Source organism: Tenacibaculum sp. DPLXC6 (assembly GCF_056815515.1).
The window spans coordinates 3,387,323-3,412,272 of the sequence record NZ_CP141806.1 but is presented as its reverse complement, the minus strand read 5'-3'; the positions used below and the strand labels follow the sequence as shown (position 1 = coordinate 3,412,272).

At 30.7% G+C, this 24,950-nt stretch carries 28 protein-coding genes; 22 read left to right on the top strand and 6 right to left on the bottom strand.

From position 1 onward, the window contains the following. Nucleotides 1–19: 19 nt before the first annotated feature. The 8 genes from VCM48_RS15725 to VCM48_RS15690 all read left to right on the top strand — a co-directional run bounded on the left by VCM48_RS15725 (nt 20) and on the right by VCM48_RS15690 (nt 6,871). Nucleotides 20–1,366: a serine hydrolase domain-containing protein gene (locus VCM48_RS15725; protein WP_482271134.1), complete on the top strand. Its 1,347-nt coding sequence runs from the start codon at nt 20–22 to the stop codon at nt 1,364–1,366. Nucleotides 1,367–1,524: 158 nt separating this feature from the next. Continuing rightward, nucleotides 1,525–2,142, top strand: a complete 618-nt coding sequence (locus tag VCM48_RS15720; RefSeq protein WP_099216476.1) for a MarC family protein — start codon at nt 1,525–1,527, stop codon at nt 2,140–2,142. Between the two features lie 55 nt (nt 2,143–2,197). Continuing rightward, nucleotides 2,198–2,626, top strand: a complete 429-nt coding sequence (locus tag VCM48_RS15715) for a GNAT family N-acetyltransferase (protein ID WP_482271133.1) — start codon at nt 2,198–2,200, stop codon at nt 2,624–2,626. A 94-nt stretch (nt 2,627–2,720) separates the two neighbouring features. Beyond that, complete coding sequence (locus VCM48_RS15710; RefSeq protein WP_482271132.1) at nt 2,721–4,013, top strand: short-chain dehydrogenase; 1,293 nt, start codon at nt 2,721–2,723, stop codon at nt 4,011–4,013. A gap of 47 nt (nt 4,014–4,060) precedes the next feature. Continuing rightward, nucleotides 4,061–4,462 (top strand): hypothetical protein, encoded by a 402-nt coding sequence (locus VCM48_RS15705; RefSeq protein WP_482271131.1) that lies wholly within the window; start codon nt 4,061–4,063, stop codon nt 4,460–4,462. Nucleotides 4,463–4,514: 52 nt separating this feature from the next. Continuing rightward, a complete protein-coding gene (locus VCM48_RS15700; RefSeq protein ID WP_482271130.1) occupies nt 4,515–5,465 on the top strand; it encodes a hypothetical protein in 951 nt (316 codons plus the stop codon). Beyond that, the gene (locus VCM48_RS15695) at nt 5,465–6,040 is read left to right on the top strand and encodes a Crp/Fnr family transcriptional regulator (protein ID WP_482271129.1); all 576 of its coding nucleotides are present in this window, start codon (nt 5,465–5,467) and stop codon (nt 6,038–6,040) included. The genes VCM48_RS15700 and VCM48_RS15695 overlap by 1 nt, the downstream gene beginning before the upstream one ends. Before the next feature lie 60 nt (nt 6,041–6,100). Then, complete coding sequence (locus VCM48_RS15690; RefSeq protein ID WP_482271128.1) at nt 6,101–6,871, top strand: MBL fold metallo-hydrolase; 771 nt, start codon at nt 6,101–6,103, stop codon at nt 6,869–6,871. Nucleotides 6,872–6,977: 106 nt separating this feature from the next. Here the strand turns inward: VCM48_RS15690 and VCM48_RS15685 are convergent, their stop codons facing one another. Then, on the bottom strand, nt 6,978–7,700 hold the full coding sequence (locus VCM48_RS15685) for a hypothetical protein (RefSeq protein WP_482271127.1): 723 nt from the start codon (nt 7,698–7,700) through the stop codon (nt 6,978–6,980). Nucleotides 7,701–8,100: 400 nt separating this feature from the next. On the opposite strand from VCM48_RS15685, the gene hglS reads away from it, so the two are divergent. From hglS to VCM48_RS15665, 4 genes are all read left to right on the top strand, one after another. Next, a complete protein-coding gene (gene hglS, locus VCM48_RS15680) occupies nt 8,101–9,531 on the top strand; it encodes a 2-oxoadipate dioxygenase/decarboxylase HglS (protein ID WP_482271126.1) in 1,431 nt (476 codons plus the stop codon). 123 nt (nt 9,532–9,654) lie between these two features. Then, nucleotides 9,655–10,113 carry an Lrp/AsnC family transcriptional regulator gene (locus VCM48_RS15675; protein WP_241210203.1) on the top strand — a complete coding sequence of 153 codons (459 nt, stop codon included), beginning with the start codon at nt 9,655–9,657 and terminating at the stop codon, nt 10,111–10,113. 36 nt (nt 10,114–10,149) lie between these two features. Then, complete coding sequence (locus tag VCM48_RS15670) at nt 10,150–13,047, top strand: FAD-binding and (Fe-S)-binding domain-containing protein (protein ID WP_482271125.1); 2,898 nt, start codon at nt 10,150–10,152, stop codon at nt 13,045–13,047. Between the two features lie 135 nt (nt 13,048–13,182). Then, entirely contained in the window at nt 13,183–13,563 is a 381-nt protein-coding gene (locus VCM48_RS15665; RefSeq protein ID WP_482271124.1) for a hypothetical protein, read from the top strand. On the opposite strand, the gene ctlX is transcribed toward VCM48_RS15665, so the two are convergent. Then, nucleotides 13,560–14,495, bottom strand: a complete 936-nt coding sequence (ctlX, locus tag VCM48_RS15660; RefSeq protein ID WP_482271123.1) for a citrulline utilization hydrolase CtlX — start codon at nt 14,493–14,495, stop codon at nt 13,560–13,562. The two genes, VCM48_RS15665 and ctlX, sit on opposite strands and share 4 nt — an antisense overlap. 157 nt (nt 14,496–14,652) lie before the next feature. Here ctlX and VCM48_RS15655 point away from each other — a divergent pair, with 157 nt between their 5' ends. After that, the gene (locus VCM48_RS15655; protein ID WP_482271122.1) at nt 14,653–15,138 is read left to right on the top strand and encodes a DUF2938 domain-containing protein; all 486 of its coding nucleotides are present in this window, start codon (nt 14,653–14,655) and stop codon (nt 15,136–15,138) included. 101 nt (nt 15,139–15,239) lie between these two features. On the opposite strand, the gene VCM48_RS15650 is transcribed toward VCM48_RS15655, so the two are convergent. Then, nucleotides 15,240–16,283 carry a flavin-containing monooxygenase gene (locus VCM48_RS15650; RefSeq protein WP_482271121.1) on the bottom strand — a complete coding sequence of 348 codons (1,044 nt, stop codon included), beginning with the start codon at nt 16,281–16,283 and terminating at the stop codon, nt 15,240–15,242. A 321-nt stretch (nt 16,284–16,604) separates the two neighbouring features. On the opposite strand from VCM48_RS15650, the gene VCM48_RS15645 reads away from it, so the two are divergent. From VCM48_RS15645 to VCM48_RS15605, 9 genes are all read left to right on the top strand, one after another. Then, nucleotides 16,605–17,333: a DUF4272 domain-containing protein gene (locus tag VCM48_RS15645; protein WP_482271120.1), complete on the top strand. Its 729-nt coding sequence runs from the start codon at nt 16,605–16,607 to the stop codon at nt 17,331–17,333. Nucleotides 17,334–17,400: 67 nt separating this feature from the next. Next, nucleotides 17,401–17,979 (top strand): Lcl C-terminal domain-containing protein, encoded by a 579-nt coding sequence (locus tag VCM48_RS15640; protein WP_482271119.1) that lies wholly within the window; start codon nt 17,401–17,403, stop codon nt 17,977–17,979. Between the two features lie 10 nt (nt 17,980–17,989). Continuing rightward, nucleotides 17,990–18,544 (top strand): GNAT family N-acetyltransferase, encoded by a 555-nt coding sequence (locus VCM48_RS15635; RefSeq protein ID WP_482271118.1) that lies wholly within the window; start codon nt 17,990–17,992, stop codon nt 18,542–18,544. A gap of 55 nt (nt 18,545–18,599) precedes the next feature. Next, nucleotides 18,600–18,983, top strand: a complete 384-nt coding sequence (locus VCM48_RS15630) for a hypothetical protein (RefSeq protein WP_482271117.1) — start codon at nt 18,600–18,602, stop codon at nt 18,981–18,983. Between the two features lie 115 nt (nt 18,984–19,098). Then, on the top strand, nt 19,099–20,115 hold the full coding sequence (locus VCM48_RS15625) for a TQO small subunit DoxA domain-containing protein (protein ID WP_482271116.1): 1,017 nt from the start codon (nt 19,099–19,101) through the stop codon (nt 20,113–20,115). A gap of 188 nt (nt 20,116–20,303) precedes the next feature. Further along, the gene (locus VCM48_RS15620; RefSeq protein ID WP_482271115.1) at nt 20,304–20,747 is read left to right on the top strand and encodes a DUF6892 domain-containing protein; all 444 of its coding nucleotides are present in this window, start codon (nt 20,304–20,306) and stop codon (nt 20,745–20,747) included. Between the two features lie 29 nt (nt 20,748–20,776). Continuing rightward, complete coding sequence (locus VCM48_RS15615; protein ID WP_482271114.1) at nt 20,777–22,036, top strand: hypothetical protein; 1,260 nt, start codon at nt 20,777–20,779, stop codon at nt 22,034–22,036. Nucleotides 22,037–22,050: 14 nt separating this feature from the next. Continuing rightward, nucleotides 22,051–22,248, top strand: coding sequence for a hypothetical protein (locus tag VCM48_RS15610; RefSeq protein WP_482271113.1), 198 nt, complete (start codon nt 22,051–22,053; stop codon nt 22,246–22,248). Further along, the gene (locus VCM48_RS15605) at nt 22,221–22,562 is read left to right on the top strand and encodes a M23 family metallopeptidase (protein ID WP_482272229.1); all 342 of its coding nucleotides are present in this window, start codon (nt 22,221–22,223) and stop codon (nt 22,560–22,562) included. Before VCM48_RS15610 ends, VCM48_RS15605 begins: the two co-directional genes overlap by 28 nt. A 3-nt stretch (nt 22,563–22,565) precedes the next feature. Here the strand turns inward: VCM48_RS15605 and VCM48_RS15600 are convergent, their stop codons facing one another. The 3 genes from VCM48_RS15600 to VCM48_RS15590 form a co-directional block, all read right to left on the bottom strand. After that, entirely contained in the window at nt 22,566–22,790 is a 225-nt protein-coding gene (locus VCM48_RS15600; protein WP_099216474.1) for a hypothetical protein, read from the bottom strand. Next, nucleotides 22,777–24,165: an MATE family efflux transporter gene (locus VCM48_RS15595; RefSeq protein WP_482271112.1), complete on the bottom strand. Its 1,389-nt coding sequence runs from the start codon at nt 24,163–24,165 to the stop codon at nt 22,777–22,779. The genes VCM48_RS15600 and VCM48_RS15595 overlap by 14 nt, the downstream gene beginning before the upstream one ends. Nucleotides 24,166–24,291: 126 nt before the next feature. Continuing rightward, a complete protein-coding gene (locus VCM48_RS15590) occupies nt 24,292–24,855 on the bottom strand; it encodes a fasciclin domain-containing protein (protein ID WP_482271111.1) in 564 nt (187 codons plus the stop codon). Between the last annotated feature and the right edge of the window lie 95 nt (nt 24,856–24,950).

Genomic DNA, 24,950 nt, shown 5'->3' with positions numbered 1-24,950 from the left:
TCAGTTAAAGCTAAGAAAAATGAACAAACTGATATTAATAACAGCATTTATCATACTACTCTTTTCTTGTACAAAGACCAAGAAATCCACTCTGCCTGTCAAAGAAAGTTCAGAAAAGTATCAAGTCAAAATTGATAGTCTTTTGAATACTTATTTAGAAGCTAATAATTTTATGGGAAGTATAGAATTATCTTACGACGGAAAGACTGTATATAAAAATGCTGTAGGTTTTAGTCATATTAAAGCCTCTAAAAAAGTAGATTCAGTAACAAAGTACCGTATAGGATCTGCTTCTAAGATATTTACAGCAACCTTAATTTTTAAAGCCCTTGAAGAAAACAAGCTAACACTTAACAAAACGATAGAAACATTTTTTCCGAAACTGAAAAATGCTAGTAAAATTACTATTGCTCATCTACTTCAACATAGAAGTGGTATTCATAACTTTACAAAAGATAATTTTTTGGAGTACCATACTCAATATAAATCTACTTCTGAAATGTTATCTATGATTTCAAATTACAAAAGTGATTTCGAACCAAATGAAAAAGGAGACTATAGCAATTCTAATTATTTTTTACTATCATTAATTCTAGAAAAAACATATAAATCCACATATAAAGACCTTATTCAAGATAAAATTTGTAAACCTCTCAAACTTTATGATACTTATGTAGGTAATGAAATAAATATTAATAATAATGAAGCTTACTCGTATATCTACGACAAAGAATGGAGTATTTTTCCAGAAACTAATATGTCTATTCTCAAAGGTAGTGGCTCAATAGTTTCAACTTCAAAAGACATTAATAATTTTATAGAAGCCTTATTTACAGGTAAGTTAATTTCAACAAAAAGCTTATCATTAATGAAAACTATAAAAGATCATTACGGAATGGGGCTCTTCCGATACAAAATTCATGATAGACAAGGATATGGACATCGAGGACATATTGATGGTTTTAGGTCTACTTCAATTTACTTCCCTGAAGAAAAGCTTTCATTTACCTTGCTTTCGAATGCTTCTAAAATTGATGTAAATAATATATATTCAGAAATTCTCAATCTATATTTTAATGATGTAATTGTTGATATATCAGAAACTGAAATTGAAAAATTTGTAGGTAAGTATGTTTCATTAAAAGATAAAACACATGAATCTACCTTTATAAAGGACAAAAAAACTTTAATCCACTTAATAAAAGACGAATTCAAAGAACCTTTAGTTTATAAAGGAAATAACCGATTTATTATGAATCAAGTTTATGCTGAATCAATATCATTTATTTTTTCTCAAGATGGTAAACAGTTAACTTTTAAGCAAGGGGATTACAAAGATATATTAGTAAAAAAAACAACTCCGTAAAATATTAAAAACATTAGTTCATTGGTTTAGCTAACTCCGATGACACTAATACTTGGTTTTATTAGTTAAGCCAAAGCTGTACAGCTTTGGCTTTTTTCTTTTTTATATTTGATACTACACTCAAAAAAAGTAACTTCGTTATCTGACAAGTTTTAGTAATGGTAGCAGAGATAATTACAACTATCCTTTTTTTAATCGCAGTTATTGATCCTTTAGGAACAGTTCCTGTATATTTAGAAGCTACCAAACAATTAGATACATACCACAAGAAAAAAGTAGCTATCCGCGCATCATTCATTGCTTTTTTAATTCTATTATTCTTTATTGTAGTAGGGCAAATTATTTTAGAAGGAATGAAAGTTACTCTAGATGCCTTTCAAATTTCTGGAGGTGTTATTCTTTTTCTTTTCGCCTTAACTATGATTTTTGGTGAAGGAAAACCAGAGTCTGAAAAACATTTAATTTCAGACTACAAGCATGTTACTATTTTTCCTGTAGCAATTCCTTCAATTGCTTCACCAGGTGCTATTATGGCAGTAGTATTATTAACTGATAACCATATATATACTATTCAACAACAAACCATTACTACCCTACTCGTTCTTTTTGTAGTAGTACTCACTATGATAATTCTTTTATTAGCTAGTCGTATACAAAAAAGGATTGGCGAATATGGTATTACAGTTATTAGTAAAGTAATGGGGCTTATCTTGGCTTCTTATGCTGTACAAAGTATTTTAAGTGGATTGAAAGGTTTCTTTTTTACTGCAGGTTAAATTTTACTATCCTTTTTTGTTTTTATTATATTTGAAAATTGAAAAAGAATAAAAAATGACTATAGAAATTACCACAACTCCAAACGAGCAAGACCCTAAGACTATTAGTCAAGGAATTGTAGATTTTAATCATTCAAAAATTCCTGATCTAGAACCAATAGAAGAGGAAATCAAGTTTTTTACTTTTGCTAGAAATCAAAATGGAGATGTAGTTGGCGGAATAAGAGCTGTATGCTTTTGGAACACCTTGCACATTGAGCTACTTTGGTTATCTGAAGATTGCCGCGGAAAAGGAGCAGGGAAAAAGTTAATTGAATCTGCTGAAAACTTCGCAAAAGATAATGGTTGCGAAAAAGTCTTTGTTGAAACTACTAGTTGGCAAGCTAAACCTTTTTATGAAAAGGTTGGCTACAAACATATTGCAACAATTAACGATAGACCTAAAGGACATTCTTCTCACTATTTAACAAAAGAGTTAGGTTAATAACTAACCATACATAACTTAAAGTAAAATTAGCAAAAAAAGAAAGGTTTATCCTAGTTTCAAACCATTTCCCTCCTATTAAATACTTCTTAAAATGAGCTTAAAACACACCTATTTACTATTATTATTCCTTTTAACAGTTAGTTGCTTTAACAAAGAAAAAACAGACAAAGAACTACTTGAAAAAGACAAAATAGAGTTAAAAGAAAACTTAGATTCATACAAAATAACCACTTATAAATTTGGTAAAATACTAATTCGATCTTCAGCTGAAAAAGATACTATTTCTACAGAATTTCAGTCTTTTAAAAAAGATCTTGATAGGATTTTTAATAAAGTTGTAAAATATGATGTTGAAAACCCAGAAAGTTTATCACTCATAGATTACATTCTAATATACCGTGACTATAAAAGAATGGAAGACTTCATTATGAAAACTGATGAAGATATTTTTCCAACATTAGTAGACTCTTTTAATCTAATTTACGGAGATTCTATCAGTAAAAAAAGAGAGTACTATAAAGGAAAGAAAAAAGAATATGTTCAAAATATAGAGCATGCTATTTTAAGTGCAGTTGTAATATTGAGTAAAGACTTAGGTAAGGAAGTATCACTTTATGAATGCACAAAAACAAATCCTGAATTACTTCCTGATTCTGAAATAAAAACTCTACTACAATACTTTAGAGGCTTCTTGTTTTTTGAAAAAGGTCTTTATTATTTATCTGAAGATGAAATTTCAAGAAATATTAACTGGTTAAACAACAATAAAGATGTGGATTTACCCTATACAAGAGCTTTCTTTCAATGGGGAAATCTTGATAATAAAAGTACACTTTTAGGGCTTCACTCTTTAAATCATTTATTCAGAGGTTTTGATCGATTAATGATGGAAAGAGAAATTGATGAAAAACGTGCTCTTGAAGATTTTGAAGCATTTTTAAAAGATGCTAATAAAATTGGATTAAATAATGAAATTACTTGGTCAATAGAAACCTATTTATATTTAAAAAACGAAGAAAACGAAAAAGCAATTGCTTCTTTATCCAAACTTAAAACAAGTACCCTGCTCTCTTCAGAAGATAAAAAAAGAATAGGTGAATCTATTGAATATGTTAAAAACAGAGAGTCAGGTAAGGTCTTAAATGGTTTTTATGATAAATTCTTTTTGAGTAAAATCGCTACAAAATACATGTACTCAATTTTATCAAAGGTGGATTGGGAAAAAGTAATGAAAGAACAAAATGTACCACATACAAATGAAATATTTAAAACTATTGATAATCTAAAAAGCTTTATTGACAACCTAAAAGAGTATGCCAGTACAGAAGACCTAAAGAATAAAGGAAAGAGCCTCTGGAACAAAACAAAAGAATTAGTTAAATAATTCTATAAAAAGAAACACACAATACATTAAACAACTTAAAAATTAAAATGGGAAAAATTAAAATTGAGAGCACAGTTGGTGCTAAAATCTATGCTAACGAAAAAGAACTAGGTTTAATAAAAAGGGAAGATAAAGAATATGAGTTAGAAAATGGTGAATATGAAGTTTACGCCAAAGCCTCTTGGTGTGGTAGTCAAAAAATCAACATAAATGTTACTGATGATAATACCGTAACTTTAACTCTTAATAGTTTTAAATATGAAGGAATTATAAGAGCTGTTATGATGGTATTTGTTGCTTTATTTATGTTTTCTAAAAGTCTTATTTTTCTAATCCTTGCAGGAATTATCATTCTATACCCTTTGTATTATATATCATTCGGAAAAGATAATTATTTAGAATTAAATGAGAAGAATGAAAATAATCTAGCCAACACAAACAACATTTAGTTTTTACTTTAACAAACCACAGCCTGTTTAGTCAAACCCCAATAAAACAGTTATGAATTACAAAATAATAAAACTACTATTTGACCCTAGAGAAACTATTAATAAGGAAGAATTTTTATTTGGGATAATAGTTTTATTCTTTTTAGCTTTTATTTTTATTCTTGATTTTACTATAATTACTAGTGTTACGTCAATTATAAGCTCAAAAGGTGCTCTGCTATTAGCTACGCATAAAGTTATAAGACCATTTACTATCCCTAATTTACCTGTAGGTTTTATTTTATTTTACAGTGTTTTAACTTTAACTATTAAAAGAATAAAAGACTTAAAGTCTAAGCTATGGGTAGGTGCTTTAGTTGGACTATTCATTTTTCTTCTTTTTGATGTTGTTTTTTTAAAACCAACCACTAGCCTAGGGGTATTTTCTGACTTAATGGGAATAGAAATTGATAATCAAATAAAGACTTTTCATGCATTTAACATCCTTTTTTATGTTGTTTTAGGAATAAGTTCAATACTCTTCCTTTCAGTTCTTAAAGGAACTAAACCCTATATAAAAGATGTTTATAAAAAAGGAATCTTAACTATTAATCAATTCATTAAACAGTTAGGTATATGGTATATAGCAATACTTTTTGGTCTTATCATAATTACTTTACTACTTGGCATTAATAAAAATATAACTACTTTAAGTTACGGCATTTTTTTACCTCCCTTAATTGTAATATGTATACTTTTTATATGGTATTTAAAATTGGTTTATATGAGATTAAAAAACACTACTTTCTCTTTTCTCAATTACCTTCTTTGTTTAATCGTTTATGTTATTGGACTTTCTTCTGTAATCACAATAACTTTTAAAGTTGACAACTTAAACTATATAAACATGTCATTAACTTTTTTCTCAGTTATTAGCATAATATTTTCATTTGTAAACCTTTCTTTATTTTTGTTAGATAAAGATTCTAAACCATTGGTATTTGGAACCGAAAAACACGATTAATGAAACCATTCTCTGAGACCTCTAAATTCTTCGAAACAGAATTTCCTTTAAATCAACACGGACTTGATGAACTGTTTACTTTATTTAAAATAGAAAAACATACTAAAGGAACTATTTTACTTCAAGAAAACTCTAAAGAAAAAAAGTTGCGTTTTTTAAATAATGGAATTGTAAGAGAATATTACGCTAATGAAGACAAAGAAGTTAATATCAACTTTTATGTAAAACCTCAGTTTATTTCCGATTTACTAACTTTTAGTCATAATACTAAAACAAAGAAAAATCAAGAATGTCTAACTTCCGTAGAAGTTTTAAATATTGAAAGACAACCTTTTTTTGATTTACTAGAAAAATATCAATGTGGAAAAACCTTTGTTGAAGCTTCTTTTCAAAAGCTATTAAAACAAAAAGAAAGACTAGAATTTAATCGTATTACAAAATCCCCTGAAGAATTATACAACGAGCTATTTATTTACAAACCCGAATGGATACAAAATATCCCCCAATACCATCTAGCTTCATACTTAAACGTAACACCAGAAACGTTAAGCAGAATTAAAAAACGTATTTCTTGATTTGAATCAATGAAAATAAATAGTCTAAAAAAGACATTTGTATAACTAAAAAGTTATACCATGTTACATATACACCAAATAAGAAATGCTACTATAATTATTGAAACTGAAAAAGAGGTTATTCTTGTTGATCCAATGCTCGGTAACCAAGGAATTATGCCTCCATTTACTCTCTTTAGACATAAAGCTAGAAAAAACCCAACTGTTCCACTTCCTAAAAAAACACACGCACTATTAAAAAAAGTAACTCATTGCTTAATAACTCATCAACATCCAGATCATATAGATAATGCTGGTGTAGAGTTTTTAATCAAAAATAACATTCCTATTACCTGTAGTGTAAAGGATGAGAAGGCTTTTAAAAAGAGAGGGCTAAATGTTGTTCAAAGTTTAAAATACTGGGAAAAACAACCCTTTTTAGAAGGAGAAATAGAAGGTATTCCTGCAAAACATGGTTACGGATTTGTAGCTAAACTAATGGGAAATGTATTAGGTTTCTATATAAAACTTCCTGATCAAAAAACTATTTACCTCAGCTCCGATACTATTTATACTGACGCTGTGCATAAAGTATTGACTAATTATAAACCAGATATTAATGTATTAGCCTGTGGAGCTGCTCAATTTGACCTTTTCAAGCAACTTATTATGAGCGTAGACGATATTCTAAAATTTATAAGAAATTCATCGGGTTTAGTAGTTGCTAATCATATGGAAGCTATTAATCATTGCCCATTAACTAGAGAAAAACTAAAAGAAATATTAATTCAAAATAACCTAGAAAAAAAAGTTGCTATTCCAAAAGATGGAGAACAAATAACCATAAAGTAAAAAAAATATTGTTTTTTTGTTTTATCTAAAAAAAGCTTTTTAAACCATAAAAAAACCTGTGAAAATTATTTTCACAGGTTTTTTTATAAAGAATTAACTTCATTAATTAGTCATCTAATAACTCTGCTACAGCTTTAAGTTTTTCTTTTAGTTGTTCAGCTAAATCTTTGTTTCCATCTAAGTCTTCTGGACTAATCTCTATAGTACCATCTTCATTACCATCAATAGCTAAAGATAAATCTACTTGACTTAACATAGCATTTAAATCAAAATTAATAGTAACATCTGTTAAACTCTCAGAAACTACAATATCTGTTACTTCGTTTTCAAAATCTACTTCAATTTCTTCTTCAAAATCGTGCCAGAAAATAAAAGGAATAGCATTTATTGTACCTTTAATAACAACCGTTTTGTTAAACATATCACTAGTTGCGTCTGTGTTTTTATCAAATTCAAACTCTATCTCTTCATAACTAGCCTTTGGTAATTCTAAAGAGGTTATGTTAGTTGTTCCTGTTAACAAATCTAACTCAAACGGTCCTCTTAACTCAATTTCATCATCTGAGTCTATAAAATTATCATTCGTTGTTTCGTAATAGCTATCATCAAACTCTAATTCAATTTCTGAAATATTTAGTTTAAATTCAGAAATGGTAACTTCAGCATTATTTACACTTTTTGCAGCAGTTTTACTTTGGCTAAATGTATTGGTTGAAGATGCCTTAATTCTTAAATTCTCATCGCTTCCTTCATCACTAGTACAAGATGTTCCTAATAACATTAATGAAGTTGCGCTTAATAATAATACTGTTTTTTGAAATGTTTTCATGATTTTATTTTTTTCATTTATAACCTTAAGACAATCTTATCTTTAAATTACCTACCCTTGAAATTTATTTTTTTCGAAACAAAAACATTACCCCTTAATAATAAGTGTTTTAAAGATTAAATTTTAACAAAAAAATATAATTACAGAACAAAATGTATAGTTCCAAACACATAATTAAAACAAAAAAACTCAAGAATATTTCACTAAGACTTATACAACTGGAATAAAGTCAAATTGACTTTTAAAAAACACTTTTTAGTAAAAAGTTGTCTTTTTGGTTTTAAAAAAAGCATTAACAAAAGCAAATCAACTCAAAATAAACACCAATAAAACAAAATTCATTTTTATTGATACTAAAAAAAATTAAATTCATTTAATTTGTAGCAAATCTCAATAAACTATGTCATCAAAAAATAAACTAGAAAGTTTTACTAATACGACTGAAGAATTTGTCTCTCCAGAGTACATTCGTAACCGCTTCTCTAAAATTATGTCTGACATGTACAAGAAAGAGGTACCGCTTTATGGTGATCTACTTGATTTGGTTCATGACATAAATGAAAACGTTCTTTCAGAGTCTAAAGAAATTGAAGAACAATTAGCACATACTGGAGAATTAACTCGACTAAATATGGAACGTCACGGAGCAATCCGCCTAGGCAAACCCTATGAGCTATTTACAATGAGACGTCTGTTTAAGGTTATGGGAATGTATTCTGTTGGTTACTATGATTTAGCCCCAGCTGGTGTTCCTGTTCATTCTACAGCGTTTAGAGCTATTGAAAGCACAGCTCTTAATCAAGCTCCATTCAGAGTTTTTACCTCTTTATTACGTTTAGATTTAATTGATGATGCTCAGCTTCGTAACAATGTTGAAACTATTTTAGAAAAACGTCAAATTTTTACAGAAAAAGTTTTACAACTCATTGATAAATCCGAAAAAGAAGGAGGTTTAAATAAAGAAGATGCCGAAACCTTTGTTCAAGAAGCATTAGAAACTTTTCGTTGGCACGATACTGCTACTGTAGATTATGAAATGTACGAAGCTTTACTAAATCAACACAGATTAATTGCTGATGTAGTTGCTTTTAAAGGACCTCACATCAACCACTTAACTCCTAGAACTTTAGATATAGATAAGGTACAAGTAAGTATGGAGGATCGTAATATTCCACCAAAAGACAATATAGAAGGACCTCCTGCAAGAAAATGCCCTATTTTACTACGTCAAACAAGTTTTAAGGCATTGACTGAAAAAGTAACTTTTAAAAACAATGCTGAAAAAGAAGAAATAGGTGAACACAAAGCTCGTTTTGGTGAGATTGAACAACGTGGTGTAGCGTTAACTCAAAAAGGGCTTGATTTGTATCATGAACTGTTAGGTAAAACACGTAAAGCCATTGGTGGATCACCAACTGCCGAAAATGCCTCTGAATACAATAAATTATTAGCAGAAAATTTTAAAGTTTTCCCTGATAACTACGAAGAGTTACAATCAAAAAAATTGGCTTACTTCCATTACTTTACCACCGATAAAGTAAAAACCTTATCTAAAGATAAAGTGTATACAAAAGAAGATGTAAACCAATTATTAGAGGATGGTTATTTAAGTATAGAACCTATGGTTTACGAAGACTTCTTACCTGTAAGTGCAGCAGGAATTTTTGCTTCAAACTTAGGTACAGATGATGCTAAGCGTGAATATGAAGGCACTTCTAATCAATCATTATTTGAAAAAGGTTTAGGTGAACCTGTTTATAAGTTAACAAAATGGTATGAAGACATGCAAGATGAAAGCATACAAAACTGCTTAGCTGTAATAAATGCTTAATCATAAAATAGAATATTGAAAAAGTGTAGCCGTATATTTGCATTATCGGCTACACTTTTTTTCGTTAAAAACGATTGTTTATCTTGTAGCTTATATTAAGTTTATTCTAACAAAATTATTCTTTTGGAAAATCAATTTGATTATATAGACAAACAAATACTTTCAAAATTACGTTTAGACGCTCGTAAAGCCTATTCACAAATTGCGGAAGAATTAAAAGTTTCCAACTCCTTAATTCATCAACGCATTAAAAAGCTAACCGCAGAGGGTGTTATTAAAAATGCTGAGTTTGTTTTAGAAGAAAAGAACTTAGGTTATAAAACCAAATCATACACAGGTATCCGATTACGTGAAGCTCGCTTTGCTAAAGAAGTAATGCACGAGTTGGAAAAAATACCTGAAATAACCGAATGTAACTTTGTTTCCGGTTACTACGCTATTTTTATTTTAATCTTTGCTAGAGACAATGAACATTTACAAAAAATACTATACGATAACGTACATTTAATTAAAGGAGTGGCAGGAACCGATACTTTTATTTGTTTCGATACCTGTTTTAAGCGTCACATTCCAATAGAATAACTAACAACACTACCCACATTTTAGGTAATTAAGATAATGGTACAAACAACACAACTAGAAACGTTCAAAAAATCATTAACTGGCGAACTATTTTTTGACGACCTACATAAAAACATTTACGCAACCGATGCTTCAGTATATCGTAAAATCCCACTAGCAGTTGCCTACCCCAAGAATATACAAGATATTCAACTGTTAATTGATTTTGCTACTAAGAACAATATTACCTTAATTCCTCGTACTGCAGGAACTTCGTTAGCAGGACAGTGTGTAGGAGATGGAATTGTTGTAGACGTTTCTAAACACTTTACCAACATATTGGCTTTTGATGAAATTAACAAAACCATTACGGTAGAGCCAGGAATTATTCGTGATGATTTAAACCGCTTCCTAAAACCATTCGGATTGTTTTTTGGTCCGAATACCTCAACCTCTAACCGTTGTATGATTGGCGGTATGGTAGGCAACAACTCTTCAGGAAGTACTTCTATTCGTTACGGAGTTACCCGTGATAAAGTCATTGCTATTCAAGGTTTGTTAAGTGATGGTAGTGAAGTTACTTTTTCTGAAATTACCTCAGCTGAATTCAACCAAAAGAAAATAGAAAATTCGTTAGAAGGAAACATCTATCGTGCTATTTATACAGAGCTTTCTCAAAAAGCTATTCAGCAAGAAATTAAAAAAGAATTTCCAAAGGAAAGCATTCACCGAAGAAATACTGGGTATGCTGTTGATGAGTTTTTAACTTCCGATTTATTTGGCGGAACTAAACCAACTATCAACCCTGCTAAGTTTTTATCAGGAAGTGAAGGTACTTTGGTATTTTCAACCGCTATCACCATTCAACTAGACGACTTACCTCCTACCCAAAGTATTATGGTGTGTCCACATTTTACCAGTGTAAATGAAAGTTTAAAAGCTACCGTTACCACTATGAAACACACGCTCTATGCTTGTGAATTGATGGATAAAGTGATTTTAGACTGTACTAAAAACAACCGTGAACAAGCAAAAAATCGTTTCTTTTTACAAGGAGATCCTGAAGCTGTATTAATGTTAGAAGTTTCTGCCGATACCATTGAAGAAGCAGAAATACTAGCCGATAAACTTATTGAAGATTTAAAAGCAAACAACTTTGGATACCACTACCCTAAAGTGTATGGTGAAGACATTGCTAAAGTGCATCAACTACGAAAAGCTGGTTTAGGATTATTAGGAAATATAGTGGGAGACGATAAAGCAGTAGCTTGTATTGAAGATACTGCCGTAGCCCTAGAAGATTTACCTACCTATATTGAGGAATTCACCAAAATTATGGATAAATATCAGCAAAGAGCAGTGTATTATGCACATGCAGGAGCTGGTGAGTTACATTTACGTCCTATTTTGAATTTAAAGAAAAAGGAAGATGTAGTACTTTTTAGGAAAATAACTACTGAAACTGCCGAGTTAGTTAAGAAATATCAAGGGTCCTTTAGTGGTGAACATGGTGATGGTATTGTTCGTGCAGAGTTTATTCCATTGATGATAGGTGATAAAAACTATCAACTATTACGAAGAATAAAAAAGGCATTCGATCCAAATAACGTATTCAACAAAGGAAAAATTACGGATGCTTTTCCTATGGATCAAAGTTTACGTTATGAAATTGACAGAAATGAACCTGAGATAGAAACCATTCAAGACTTTTCGGATAGTGAAGGTATTTTAAAACTAGCTGAAAAATGTAACGGCTCAGGTGATTGTCGTAAATCTCCTGAAGCTGGGGGAACACTCTGCCCAAGTTACAGAGCTACTCGTAACGAAAAGGAAACTACGCGAGCAAGAGCCAATACATTACGTGAAGTGTTAACCAATAATACTGCTAAAAACAAGTTCGATTCTAAAGAATTAAAAAATATTCTCGACCTATGTTTAAGCTGTAAAGCTTGTGCTAGCGAATGCCCTAGTAACGTAGATATTGCCTCTATGAAAGCAGAATTCTTGTACCAATATCAAGAAACAAACGGGTATTCTTTCCGTAGTAAATTGTTTGCTAACAATGCCAAATACAATAAACTAGGAAGTAAGTTCCCTGTGCTAACAAATTTCTTTACCAATACTACCCTAGCTAAAAAAGTTATGGGAGTTGCTACAGAACGTTCTGTTCCTAAATTAGCTAAACAACCATTAAGTACTTGGTTGAAAAAATACCAACCTACAAACTCAAAAAAAACCGTGTATCTCTTTAATGATGAATTTACCAACTTCTACGATACTGAAATTGGTAAAGACACTGTAATTATGTTAGAAAAGCTAGGATACGAAGTAAAAACTGTAGATCATGAAGAAAGCGGACGTAGTTATATATCTAAAGGTTTTTTAAAGGAAGCTAAAGAAATTGCTAATAAAAATGTTACGATTTTTAAAGAATTAATTTCTGAAGAAACACCACTCGTTGGAATTGAACCTTCTGCTATTTTAACGTTTAGAGATGAATACTTACGTTTAGCAGATGATAAAGTATCTGCCAAAAAGCTTTCTGAAAATTGTTTTACTATTGAAGAGTTTTTAGCGAACGAACATGCTAATGGCTCTATAGATACAACTAAGTTTAGTAATGAAACAAAGGAGCTTAAAATACATGGGCATTGTCATCAAAAAGCATTGTCTAGTACACATGCCTCTTTTTCTATATTAAATATTCCTAAGAACTATAAAGTAACAATTATGAATACCGGTTGTTGCGGTATGGCTGGATCTTTTGGATATGAAAAAGAGCATTATAAAGTAAGTATGCAAGTGGGGGAAGATACGTTGTTCCCTAAAGTTAGAAATTGTTCGGTTGATACTGAAATAGTAGCCGCTGGTACGAGTTGCCGCCATCAAATTTATGACGGAACAAAGCGTATAGCAAAACACCCAGTAACAATTTTAAGAGAAGCTTTACTATAAATAATTGATTTTCATGTCATTATTTTGTACTTTTAAGACGATTAACTCTTAAAATGTACTATTATGGCGAGCAATAAAATCATATTTAGCAATGCGCTGCTAATTTTTGCGGGCATTGTTGGCTTCTTTCTAATTATGAAAATTTTTGGATTGGAAGATGTTTCCGAACTGCGTTTTTTAAACTTTGCTTTCGTTCTTTATGGTATTAACAGAGCTATAAAAACCAATATCATTAAAAACCACGAATCGTTATATTTTAGCAATTTTTTATTAGGAATTGGAACCTCTATAATTGCTGTAGCCTTAACCATTTTAGGCCTTATTATATATGTAGATTTTATAGATGCTGGTTTTATGACAATACTTGAACAGTCTTCTTTCTGGGGTCAGAACTTAAGTTTACCACTTGTTGTATTTGCATTAGCTATAGAAGGGATTGCTTCTTCAGTAATCTGTTCTTTTATCTTAATGCAGTACTATAAAAACTATAAAGTTTCAAATACAATGGTTGCTTAGGCTCTTGGTAAAAAAACCTCAGCCATCATGCAACGAGCACTTCCACCACCACAGGTTTCTATAGTTTCTAGAGAGCTGTGTAGTATTTTGCTGTGCTTTTCTATAGCTTTAACTTGATTAGAATTCAACGAATTAAAAGCAGAGGAACTCATTATTAAGTAATGTTCATCGTTCATTCCTTTAACTTGTAACATATTTCCTGCAAATTGTGTCACTTGTTGCTCTGAGATGGCAATAACTTCTTTTCCATCCGACTTTAAGTGCTTTAATAAGTTTTTCTTTTCTTTTTTATCATCTATCGAATCTAAACATACCACCGCAAAACTTTCCGCAACACACATCATTACGTTTGTATGATAAATAGCTTCTCTCCTTCCCCCAACTGTTTGGTTTGCTGTAAAAATTACAGGAGTATATTCAAAATCTTCGCAAAATTCAATAAACAACTCTTCATCTGCACGAGGAGATAAAGCACAATACGCTTTTCTGTTGTGCCTATCTAAGATCATACTTCCAGTTCCTTCTAAGAAAACCTCCTCCTCTTCTGCTTCAGAGTAGTCTACAACATTTTCTATTACAAACCCTTTTTCTTCCAAAATTTCTAGTACATCTTCTCTACGCTCTAAACGTCTATTATCTGCAAACATTGGATAGATAGCAACATCTCCATTTTCATGAAAAGAAATCCAATTATTTGGAAACAATGCATCGGGTGTATTTGGTTCTTTAGTATCTTCAACAACTACTACAGTAACACCAACAGCTTCCAACTTTTCTACAAAAGCATCAAATTCTTCTTGTGCCTTAGCATTGATTGATGCAGGTAACATTCCTGACAATTCTTGTTGGTAATAATTATTTACTGCTGTTTGTTCATTCATCCTAAAACTTGCAGGACGAACCATTACTATTGTATTTGTTGTTTGTTGCATACTGCGAATGTAATAAGATTTTGGTTTGTTTTAACAACCAAAACAGTAAAGAGAAGCTACTAAATTTAGTTAAGTTGTATTAATTTATCCTATTATTTCTCCGTTTTGTCCTATCACCACATTCTTCACCCATTTTACTTTTGTCTAAAAAAACAACATGAATAATTTATTTCAAACAATTTTAATAGGTATTGGAGCAACAGCAACTATGGATATTTACTCCATAATCTTGAATTACTTTGGTATAAAAACTCTTAACTACAAGTTTCTAGGTCGCTGGATTAGATATTTTTTTGATGGTAAGTTTTCTCACCATACAATATTTACCGCTCCCTCTATAAAACACGAACATATAATTGGCTGGATTGCACACTATACGATTGGAATTATGTTCGCTTTACTTTTAGTACTTATTTTTGATAAAAAATGGCTTGAAAACCCTACTCTTTTACCAGCTATAATCATAGGGGTAGTAACTGTTATAGCTCCTTTCTTTTTTATGCAGCCTGCTTTCGGACTAGGTATTGCCGCTTCTAATGTTCCTGATCCAATCAAAGCTAGAGTAATGAGCTTAATTACACATACCATATTTGGTTTTGGATTATTTTTAAGTGCAAAGATTTTAAATATTCTAATTAAGTAATTAGACTTATTTTTAAGAGAAGTATCCTTAATTTTATAAACCTTTCTAACAAAACTACTAATAACTGCTGCTATTGGTAGTTTTGTTATTATGCTTAAAATTTATTTTTTACTAATTATATCTGCCAAATAGCTTGCATCTTTTGATACACCTCCTAGAGTGGCAGAACCACGTGTATACATCCAAGGTAAACCTATAAAATACAGACCTTCTATATTACTTACTCCTCTATAATTTTTTGGATAGTTATCTGAGTCTAACTCCAAACCTTCTATCCATTTAAAATTAGGACGGTACCCTGTTGCCCAAATAATATTTTTTATTGATGTTACTTTTTTGTTTTCAAAAACAACTTCATTATCCAGCGCATCTTTAGTTCTTCCAACAGTAACTACATTTTCACGGGATAGAATTTCTTTTACATCAGTACCAATTACAGGTTGCAACGATGTGCTTATTTTTTTCCCTATCCAACTATACTTGTTAAACTTTAAAAAACCTATAAGTGTAAACCACCACCATAAAGTTTTACCTAAAAATTGCTGAGGTAAGGTTTTCACCTTCGTATCTCCCGAAAAATAAACCGTTTTTGATTTTTTATCCTTAGATATTTCATCAAGAATTTGGTATCCAGAATCTCCTCCTCCAACAACTAAAACATCTCCTTCTTGTAACTGTTTACTATTTTTATAGTAATTGCTGTGCATTTGTAATACTTCTTCAGATAGTTTAGTATGACAAGGTGGTGTGTACGGTATATGAAATGGTCCGGTTGCTACAATTATATTCTTAGCTAGAATTTCTCCTTCATTATAGATTACATGAAATCCTTTAGTCGATTTTTTTACAGAAGTAACTAATGTGTTTAGTTGTACAGGAATGTCAAACTTCTTCACATACGATTTAAAGTAATTGCTAACCTCATATTTAGATGGATAATGCCCTTTAGGAGCGTTAAACTTTAAACCAGGTAAGTGATTATATTCTGTTGGTGTAAATAGTTTTAAAGAGTCCCATCTATTTAGCCAAGAGGCTCCTATTTCTTCTTCTCCATCTACTACTATAAAACTTTTTTCCATCTTTTTTAAGTGGTAAGCCATGGATAAGCCTGCTTGTGCACCACCTATAATCACAAAATCTAACATCTAAAATCATTTTCATTAAGAGCTCAAATATAGATACTTTAAACAAGCGCGTCAAACTTTTCTCGGAACTGTAAATCCTCCTAAAACCATAGAACTATCATTTTCAACATATTAAACTAATTACAAGCAAAATAACTTAAGTTTTGTTTATACGAATAAAAGCATGTAACCAAATAATCTCAATTTATAAAGGCAGTAGTAACACAAAAATCTTATCAATCTTTACTATATTTTAACAAACTTTATATCAATACCTGTTGCTTTTATAAATATTTTCACCAAAAAATAAGCTATAATTTTAAAACATAAAAAAAACAAACTATGGGATGGTTTAACAGGAAAAAAACTTCAAAAAATAATACCCCTAAATCTAAAGTAACTCAAAGAGATTCTTCAAAAATTAGATCTCAATCAATTGCTACTTGTCTTGACGCTGGATTTCGTCCTGCAAGTTCTCTTCCTACAATCAGAGAAACAAAGTTAAGACCTGCTGACGAAATTGCAGGAAGACTCCACGCTATAAAAGCTCTTGTTTTATGGCTTATGGTGCCTTCAGAAAACTTACCTGACGAAAAAATAATTAACTTCATTAATCAAAATAAACTTCTTGGTTACATGACCACAGAAGAAAAAGAAATACTTGATGCTTCTAGAAATGATATTGAGTTAAGAAATTCTATTGGTTGGAAGTTTGAAAACGCATGGCCACTTGCTTGGTACTTTGGTTATGATGAACCTGAGATCTCTGGTCAAATGATGACAGGAGAGCAAATGCAGGAAATCCTAATAAATCATACATGCTCACTTGATACTTTAATTAGTGATTGGCTTCCTCAGCAACACACTCTAGAGAAAGAAAAACTGGTAGAAAAAGAGGATTTATTTTACTGCTTACATAATGCAGTAAGAAGTGCACAACTAGGAGAAAACACTGCTCCTGATAGCTTCGATCCTATTGGAAATGGAGGAGTTATACATGAACGTAGACATTCGTTAACATGGATGCTTTCTAACGGTACTGAATGGGAAGATACCGATCTTAGCACATAAACTTAAATAAAACAGGAGAAGTTAATTTATAGACTCATAAATTTGTAAAAATTGAAATTTTAAGAATATGAGAATACTTATCCTTGCTGTTTTACTACTTAACTTTTCTTCATGTAAGAACTCTAAAAAAGAAAATAACGAAGCTAAAAAGAAACCTGAAGTAAAAGTAGAAAAAGTTACTGCTGATAACAACCAAAAGAATATTGATTCTACTCTAATTGTTTTAGACTCTACTACAAACTTGGTTTGGATGAAAAAAGATTTTAGTACAATTGAGAAAAGGTTTTTAAATAAATGGAATGAAGTTTTTGAGTGGCAAGAACAAATGAACTCTATCAACTATGCAGGATTCAGCGACTGGAGAGTTCCTAGTATAAAAGAATATCGTTCTATCAATAAAAATAAAAAAGACAGAATTAATTATAAACAAGTATTTACAGAAATTGACTCTACTTTTTTTTGGGGAAAAGGAGCTTATGCTTTCTGGAGCTCAACAACACCTAATAAAAACACTGCCAGCTACATAAGTTTTAAAGAAGGGTTTGCTGTATCTGGAAACAGAGAAAAAATTATAACATACACAAAAAAGGATAAAGGAAAATCGTTTGGTATGAGTGTTAGATTAGTTAGAAATAAAGTCAATTAAAATATTCACAATGATTGTTAGAAAAGCTACTACCAAAGACACCAAAGAAATTGCTTCTTATATGTTATTAGCAATGGAAGACATTGTTTATAAATTTATAGGAGAAAGTTCTACAGAGAAAGCACTTCATTTTTTAGAATCGTTAATTATTCAAAAAAACAATCAGTACTCTTACGAAAACTGTTGGGTTATAGATAGCGACAATAAAACTATTGCCGCAACTAACATCTATAATGGCGCAGATTTAAAAGAACTTAGAAAACCAGTAGCTTCATTGCTAAAAAAGATGTTTAACCAAGAACTAACATATGAAGACGAAACCCAGTCTGGAGAATATTATATTGATTGTATTGGTGTAAACCCTAACTACCAAGGCAAAGGCATTGGCTCTAAAGTATTGCAATTCTTAATCAATGAATATGTCCATAAAAAGAACGGAACATTAGGCCTTTTAGTAGATAAAGAAAACCCTAATGCTAGAAAATTATATTTAAAACTTGGTTTTAAAGTTGTTGGTGAAAAAGTATTAGCAGGTAAAGAAATGGAACATTTGCAAATACAATAACTTTATTAAGAAAACTATAACAAACTACACTCGGTTTATTTTATAAGTTTACAGTATGAGAAAACTTTACAAAGCTTTTAATATATCTACCTTATTCTCTGCAATAGGGTTAGTTATTTTATTACTGTTTTCTCCTTGTAAAGTTAGAAACTTTATACAAGCAGAACTTAATATTCCTCAAACAGAGGTATCTAACAAAAGTCAAACAACACACAATCAAATAAACTGCTATGATAGTGAAATTACTGATGCTTCATTAATACAAATAGTATCTTATAGTAAAATTTCACCAGCTTTTCTGAATAAAGCTTTTAACTTCTCTCTTCGCCTTATTGAGAGCCTCCCTAGAAAAACAATAAGCAATTATCAAAAAAAAGGACATGTAACATCTTTAATTCCTCTTTATATTTTATTTAAAAATTTTAAAGTCCACCTTTAGCTCTCTCTTCTTAATAGTTACAGATAAAAAATAATAATCTACATAACACTTACTTATGTAGCTATCGCTTGTACTATAAAACTACAAATAGTATAAGTCTTAATACAAAAATATAATGATTAACAACAATATAAAAAACGATTCAGGGCTTTTGGCTCTGGCAATACGGTTAGTTATTGGTTGGACCTACTTCTCTGCTTTTTGGAGAAGAACAGTTTTAGCCGATAAACTCGACCCTGAAGTAGCAGGATACATTGGAGAGAAGTTTAACCATTTCCTCCCTAATGCATTAGGTATTAAACCTCTAATTCAATATTTAGTAGAAAACCCAGACATCCTATGGTTAAATATGGTAATATTTACCATTATTGAAGGAATTGTAGGACTATTCATCATTTTTGGTTTATTTACTAGGATAATGAGTATTGGTGTATTCGGTCTTGCTATGGGAATTCTTTTGGGCTCTGGTTGGATAGGAACAACATGCCTTGACGAATGGCAAATTGGTGTGCTTGGAATAGCTACAGGATATGTGCTCTTTTTAACAGGAAGCGGTAAATACTCACTAGATAACTACTTTATAAAGAACAACTTATACTTCACTAAAAAGAAATGGTTTGCATGGTTAGGATCAGGTATTTTGCCAATTAAAAACCATTTTTTTCCAAGATTTGTTTTAATAAGTTCCTTGGCAATTTTAGGAATAACTTTATTTACCAATCAAGTATTTCATGGTGGAGTTTGGGGAACGCTTCATAATAAATCGGTTAAACCTAAATTAGAAATAACAGAAGGAAAAATTAATAACGATACACTTTCTTTTGATGTTTTTAGAACAGAAGGTGTTGATGTATATGGTTCTTGGGTTATTGCAATAGATTTATTAGATCAGAATAACAATAGTATTGCTCAATATTCGCAAAAAGAATTAGCTTCTTTAGCTAATCAAAATATATTAAATTATTACGTTGCTAAAATAAAACCTGGTAAACATAGTTTAATTGTTCCTTTGGGAGCTAAAGCAAAAATGACTTTTAAAAACTCTACCTTCTCAAACCTTTCTAACGGAACATATACCGTAAAAATAACAGATATTAGTGGTGCGTTTTGGACACATCAAATAACTAAATAAACCTAAAACGCAATAGTGAAAACAATCACTATTGCGTTTCTTTTACAACTTCAACTTCTCTCCAACCAACCTTATACTTTTTTTAACAAATTTTGTATCGATTGCGTTTGTTTTTATAAATAATTTCACAAAAAAAAGCTATTGAGTGTTTTCTACACTTAACTTCTCTTTAAATAAAAAAATGGACTATGAGTAATCAATTAAATTTCAGAGAATTAAACTTTAAATTAACTGTAATTAACGAGTTAATGTACATTCAAGAAGTATTACAACCTAAATTAGAGGTATATGATTTTATTGAAAAACACCGAAACTTAACTTCTTCAGAAGCTTATGATATTATTGAAGAAGAAGGCTATGAAATAATTCCAGAGGTATTACAATACTTTAAAAACTTAGAAATTACTTCTGAAATGGTTGAAAACATTGAAGAGTTACACATGGATGGAGGTGATGAAATTTACGGTCAAATCATTCCTTTTTGGGATGGTGAAGATGATGTATTTAGTGTAAACTCTGCTGTTGATGCTAAATTACTTCCTAACTTAAAAAGCGTTTCTCTTCTTTATAGCGAGAATGAATCACTTTTAGAAGATTTTCAAGAAAAAGGAATTGAAGCTGATTGGCTTTAAAAAAGTAAAAACATATTTAAAAATATATAATGGAAACTAGTAACGCAAACGACAAAAAAATACAACAAGAGTGGTATAACATTGGCGAAACATACGCTACTGAGGTTAACAAAATGGTTGCTTTTGGTGAAGAACATGGTTGGGAGAACTGGAAAGGTAAAGAGCCAGAAGACAATCGCGACCATTTAGCTGATACTGTAGTACAAAAATTAAAAGAAGCCAATAAAACTGGACGTATTGAAGAGTTCAGAAAGCAATATCCGCCCGCTCATACTCCGTTAATAAAATATTTTAAAGAGAAAGGACAAAGCATTGAACAACTATGTTTTATTGAGAATGAAAAAATTGTTTTCATTGTTGGTACTTCCTATCAGAAGAGACAAGCATATATTCTAGACAACAAAATACTAATCAAATTAGACGATACTATTGAAGCCATTGGAAAGTCTCATCAAAATAACATTTTTGCTGTTAAAACACCTGGTATATTAATTACTCGTAAAGAATGGGATGGAGAGATTATCGAAACATTTGAATTAGGAGACATAAATAAGTTAGGTATTTCAAATATGACGCCTTTTAATGATGGTAAAAAAGTACTTGTCACAACTTCTGAAGGGATATATCTTGTTTCTAAAAACTCAATAAACATGATACATCCTGAACCTGATTTAGAAGATGAAGAATGGGACTCATATATAGTTATGGAAAACGCTACTTTATCAAATAACAATAAATATATTGTAGTCGGCGATCAATCTTTCGACCATCGAGTAATGGACAGCGAAGGAAATCAAATCGGAGAAATAGGTCCACAATCTTCATACCCTCATTTTTGTCTTTTTTCTAAAGACGACAAACAACTTATTACAAATTCTTGCCATTTTTATAATGGAATTACTATTGGAGTAGATACTGACAACTTAAATGGAATAGAAGTTGAATCTTATGTAGATGAAGCTGATAACTTTAAAGTTATTGATGATGAAATGAGAGTTTATGTTGGTATAACTACTAAAGATTACTATATCTTAGGAGATGCATATGGGTATATTAAAGCCTTTGACCAAAACGGAAATTGTATTTGGAGGCATTTTTTAGGATCTACCATAAGTGGTATTGCAATTTCTGATGATGAACAAACTTTATGGGTAGGTTCTTACACTGGGTTTGTTCACAAATTAAGACTTGGTAAAGGACATAGAGATACACACACAATAGGTAATGGAGATCATTACGAAGATTTCAGATTAATTCTATGGAAAGAAGAAACAGAACTTTGGTGGTAAAACTATAAAACAACATGTTTAAAATAAAAAAGAAACTACTTATTCTTTTAATAATTCTATTAACAGGCTTTTTAATTCCTCAAAACTTAAAAATGCCTGTTAATGGAGCTACCAAATCTGATTATAATCCAAAATCATTTTGGTATTATCCTTGGGGAAAATCAGTTACCCATAAAGGGTTGATATTTTTGCCAAAAAAAATACTAAAATAACCTCATCAACCTATGGACTAGTTTTATTTTCTAGAAAAATAAGTATGGGTGGAAATATTGTAGTTATACTAGGTCCTAAATGGAGATTACATTACTATGCTCATTTAGAAGAGGTAAAAACAACTTCTTTAAGTTTTTTAAATAATAATTCGGAAATTGGAACAGTTGGTACTAGTGGAAATGCTGTGGGGAAAGCTCCCCACCTACACTATTCCATTTTATCTCTAATTCCGTATGTTTGGAAAATTGATTCAGACAGACAAGGATGGAAAAAAATGTTTTACCTAAATCCTATTGATTACTTAGAAGAATAGCTCTTATTCTAATCCTTCCATTTCAGCATCATAAAATAACCCTGCAGCCTCAATTAAACCTTCTAACTCATTAGCTAAATCTTGTTCGTTTTCGTTAGACAAGTCTTCAAACCACTCAATTTCATCATCTTTTAAATTAATTAAAAAACGAGGGTACTCAGTATGTAAAACAAAAATATCTTCTGGATGTTCGCTATTATCTGCTAATAAAAATTTAGGTAAGTTCATGGTGTTTTGTTTTAATAAGTTCAATAGTTAATTTGTTAAATCGTATAAACAGTAAAATTGATGCTGTAGTTAATCCTGCTAGTAAACCTAACCAAATACCAAAGCTTCCATACATTTCTTCTGAACCGAAGAAAAAACTAATAGGAAAACCTACTACCCAATACGATATAAAAGTAATTAATGTAGGTACTTTTACATCTTGTAAACCGCGTAAAGCTCCTAACATTACAACTTGTATACTATCACTAATTTGAAAAATTGCAGCCGCAATTAACAAATTTGCTGCTATAGCCATTACCTCCATGTTATCTGCATAATTTTCAGCATCGCTTAAATCAACATATAAATTTGGTAATGATTTGTGAAAAACAAAGAAAAAAGTAGCAAATATAACTGCCAGTATAGTTCCTAAGAAAAATATTGAAAATGCTATTCTTCGTAATTCTTTATAATTTTTTAATCCTTTTTGGTTTCCTACCCTAATCATAGAGGCAACACTTAATCCTGTTGCTACCATAAATGTCATAGAAGATAAATTCAACGCTATTTGGTTCGCTGCCTGCGGATTTTTCCCTAACAATCCACTTAACCAAATTGCTGCCGTAAAAATGGCTACTTCAAAAAACATTTGCATAGCACTTGGTGTACCTAAATTTATGATTTTTCTAATCATTAAAGTATCTAGCACAAAAAACTTGATATTAGTAACCAAACGTCTTGAACGTTCCTTTTTACTTAACAACCACCATAAATATACTACCATTACAAACCTTGACAGTAAAGTTCCGTATGCAGCTCCCACGATACCTAATTGAGGAAAACCAAACTTACCGTAAATAAGTAAGTAATTCAGTAATACATTCAATACATTAGCTATCAATGTTGCATACATAGGATAGCGTGTCATTGACATTCCATCACTAAACTGTTTAAATGCCTGAAAAATAATCATCGGAATTAATGAAAAAGCTACCAAGTCTAAGTATGGAATCGCCAACTCAACCACTTCTATAGGTTGCTTCATTAAATACATTAATGGTTTAGAAAAGAAAACTACTAAAAATAGCATAATCCCCATCATAGTACACAAGAAAAGTCCGTGCTTAAAAGTTGATTTTGCTTGTGTAAAATTATTAGAAGAATCTGCTTCGGCAATTAAGGGAGTTATTGCGGTAGAAAAACCAATACCTAACGACATAGCTATAAACATAAAGCTATTACCCAATGAAACCGCTGCTAACTCTGCAGTTCCCAATTGTCCTACCATTATATTATCTATAAAACTCACAAAAGTATGCCCCAACATACCTAACATTACAGGAGCTGCAAGTTTTAAATTGTATTTAAATTCTGATGTATATTGCTTAATGTTCAATTTAGTACTCTTTTCAGCTTGCAAAAATACAACTGTTATCTAAAATAATACAGGGATATGACAAAATAAAAACCGCTTAAAAAAGCGGTTTTTATAACATCAAATAATTACAATTTACTCTAGTTTTTATGATTTTGGTAATAAAACGCTACTAATTACATGAATTACTCCATTAGATTGATTTACATCTGCAATAGTAACCTTAGCCTTACCTCCACTTGCATCAGATATATAAACATTTTTTCCTTTCATCCATGCTGTGATTTTACCTCCGCTAACAGTTTCTATAGAAGCCTTACCTCCTTTATCTTTTATTAACTTCACTAGTTCGTTTGCACTCCATTTACCAGCAACAACATGATACTTCAAAATGGTCTGTAACTTCATTTTGTTTTCTGGTTTCAATAACGATTCAACTACTCCTTCAGGAAGCTTATCAAAAGCCTTATTTACAGGAGCAAAAACTGTAAAAGGACCTTTACTAGATAAAACATCTACCAAATCTGCTGCTTTTACAGCAGCTACTAATGTTGTATGATCTTTAGAATTTACAGCATTTTGCACAATGTTTTTTGATGGATACATTTCTGCACCTCCAACCATTTTTGTGTCTTCTTGTGCCGTAATACTATAGCTGGTAAATAAAGCGACTGCTAAAACGGTTACTTTTAAAAAGTTTAAGGTTTTCATAAATAATGATTTTTAAATTAATATTTCTATTTAACCATACCTACGAAAAAGATTGTCTCTTGGTTTTGCAAAAAATTAAATTCCTCAGGAAAACT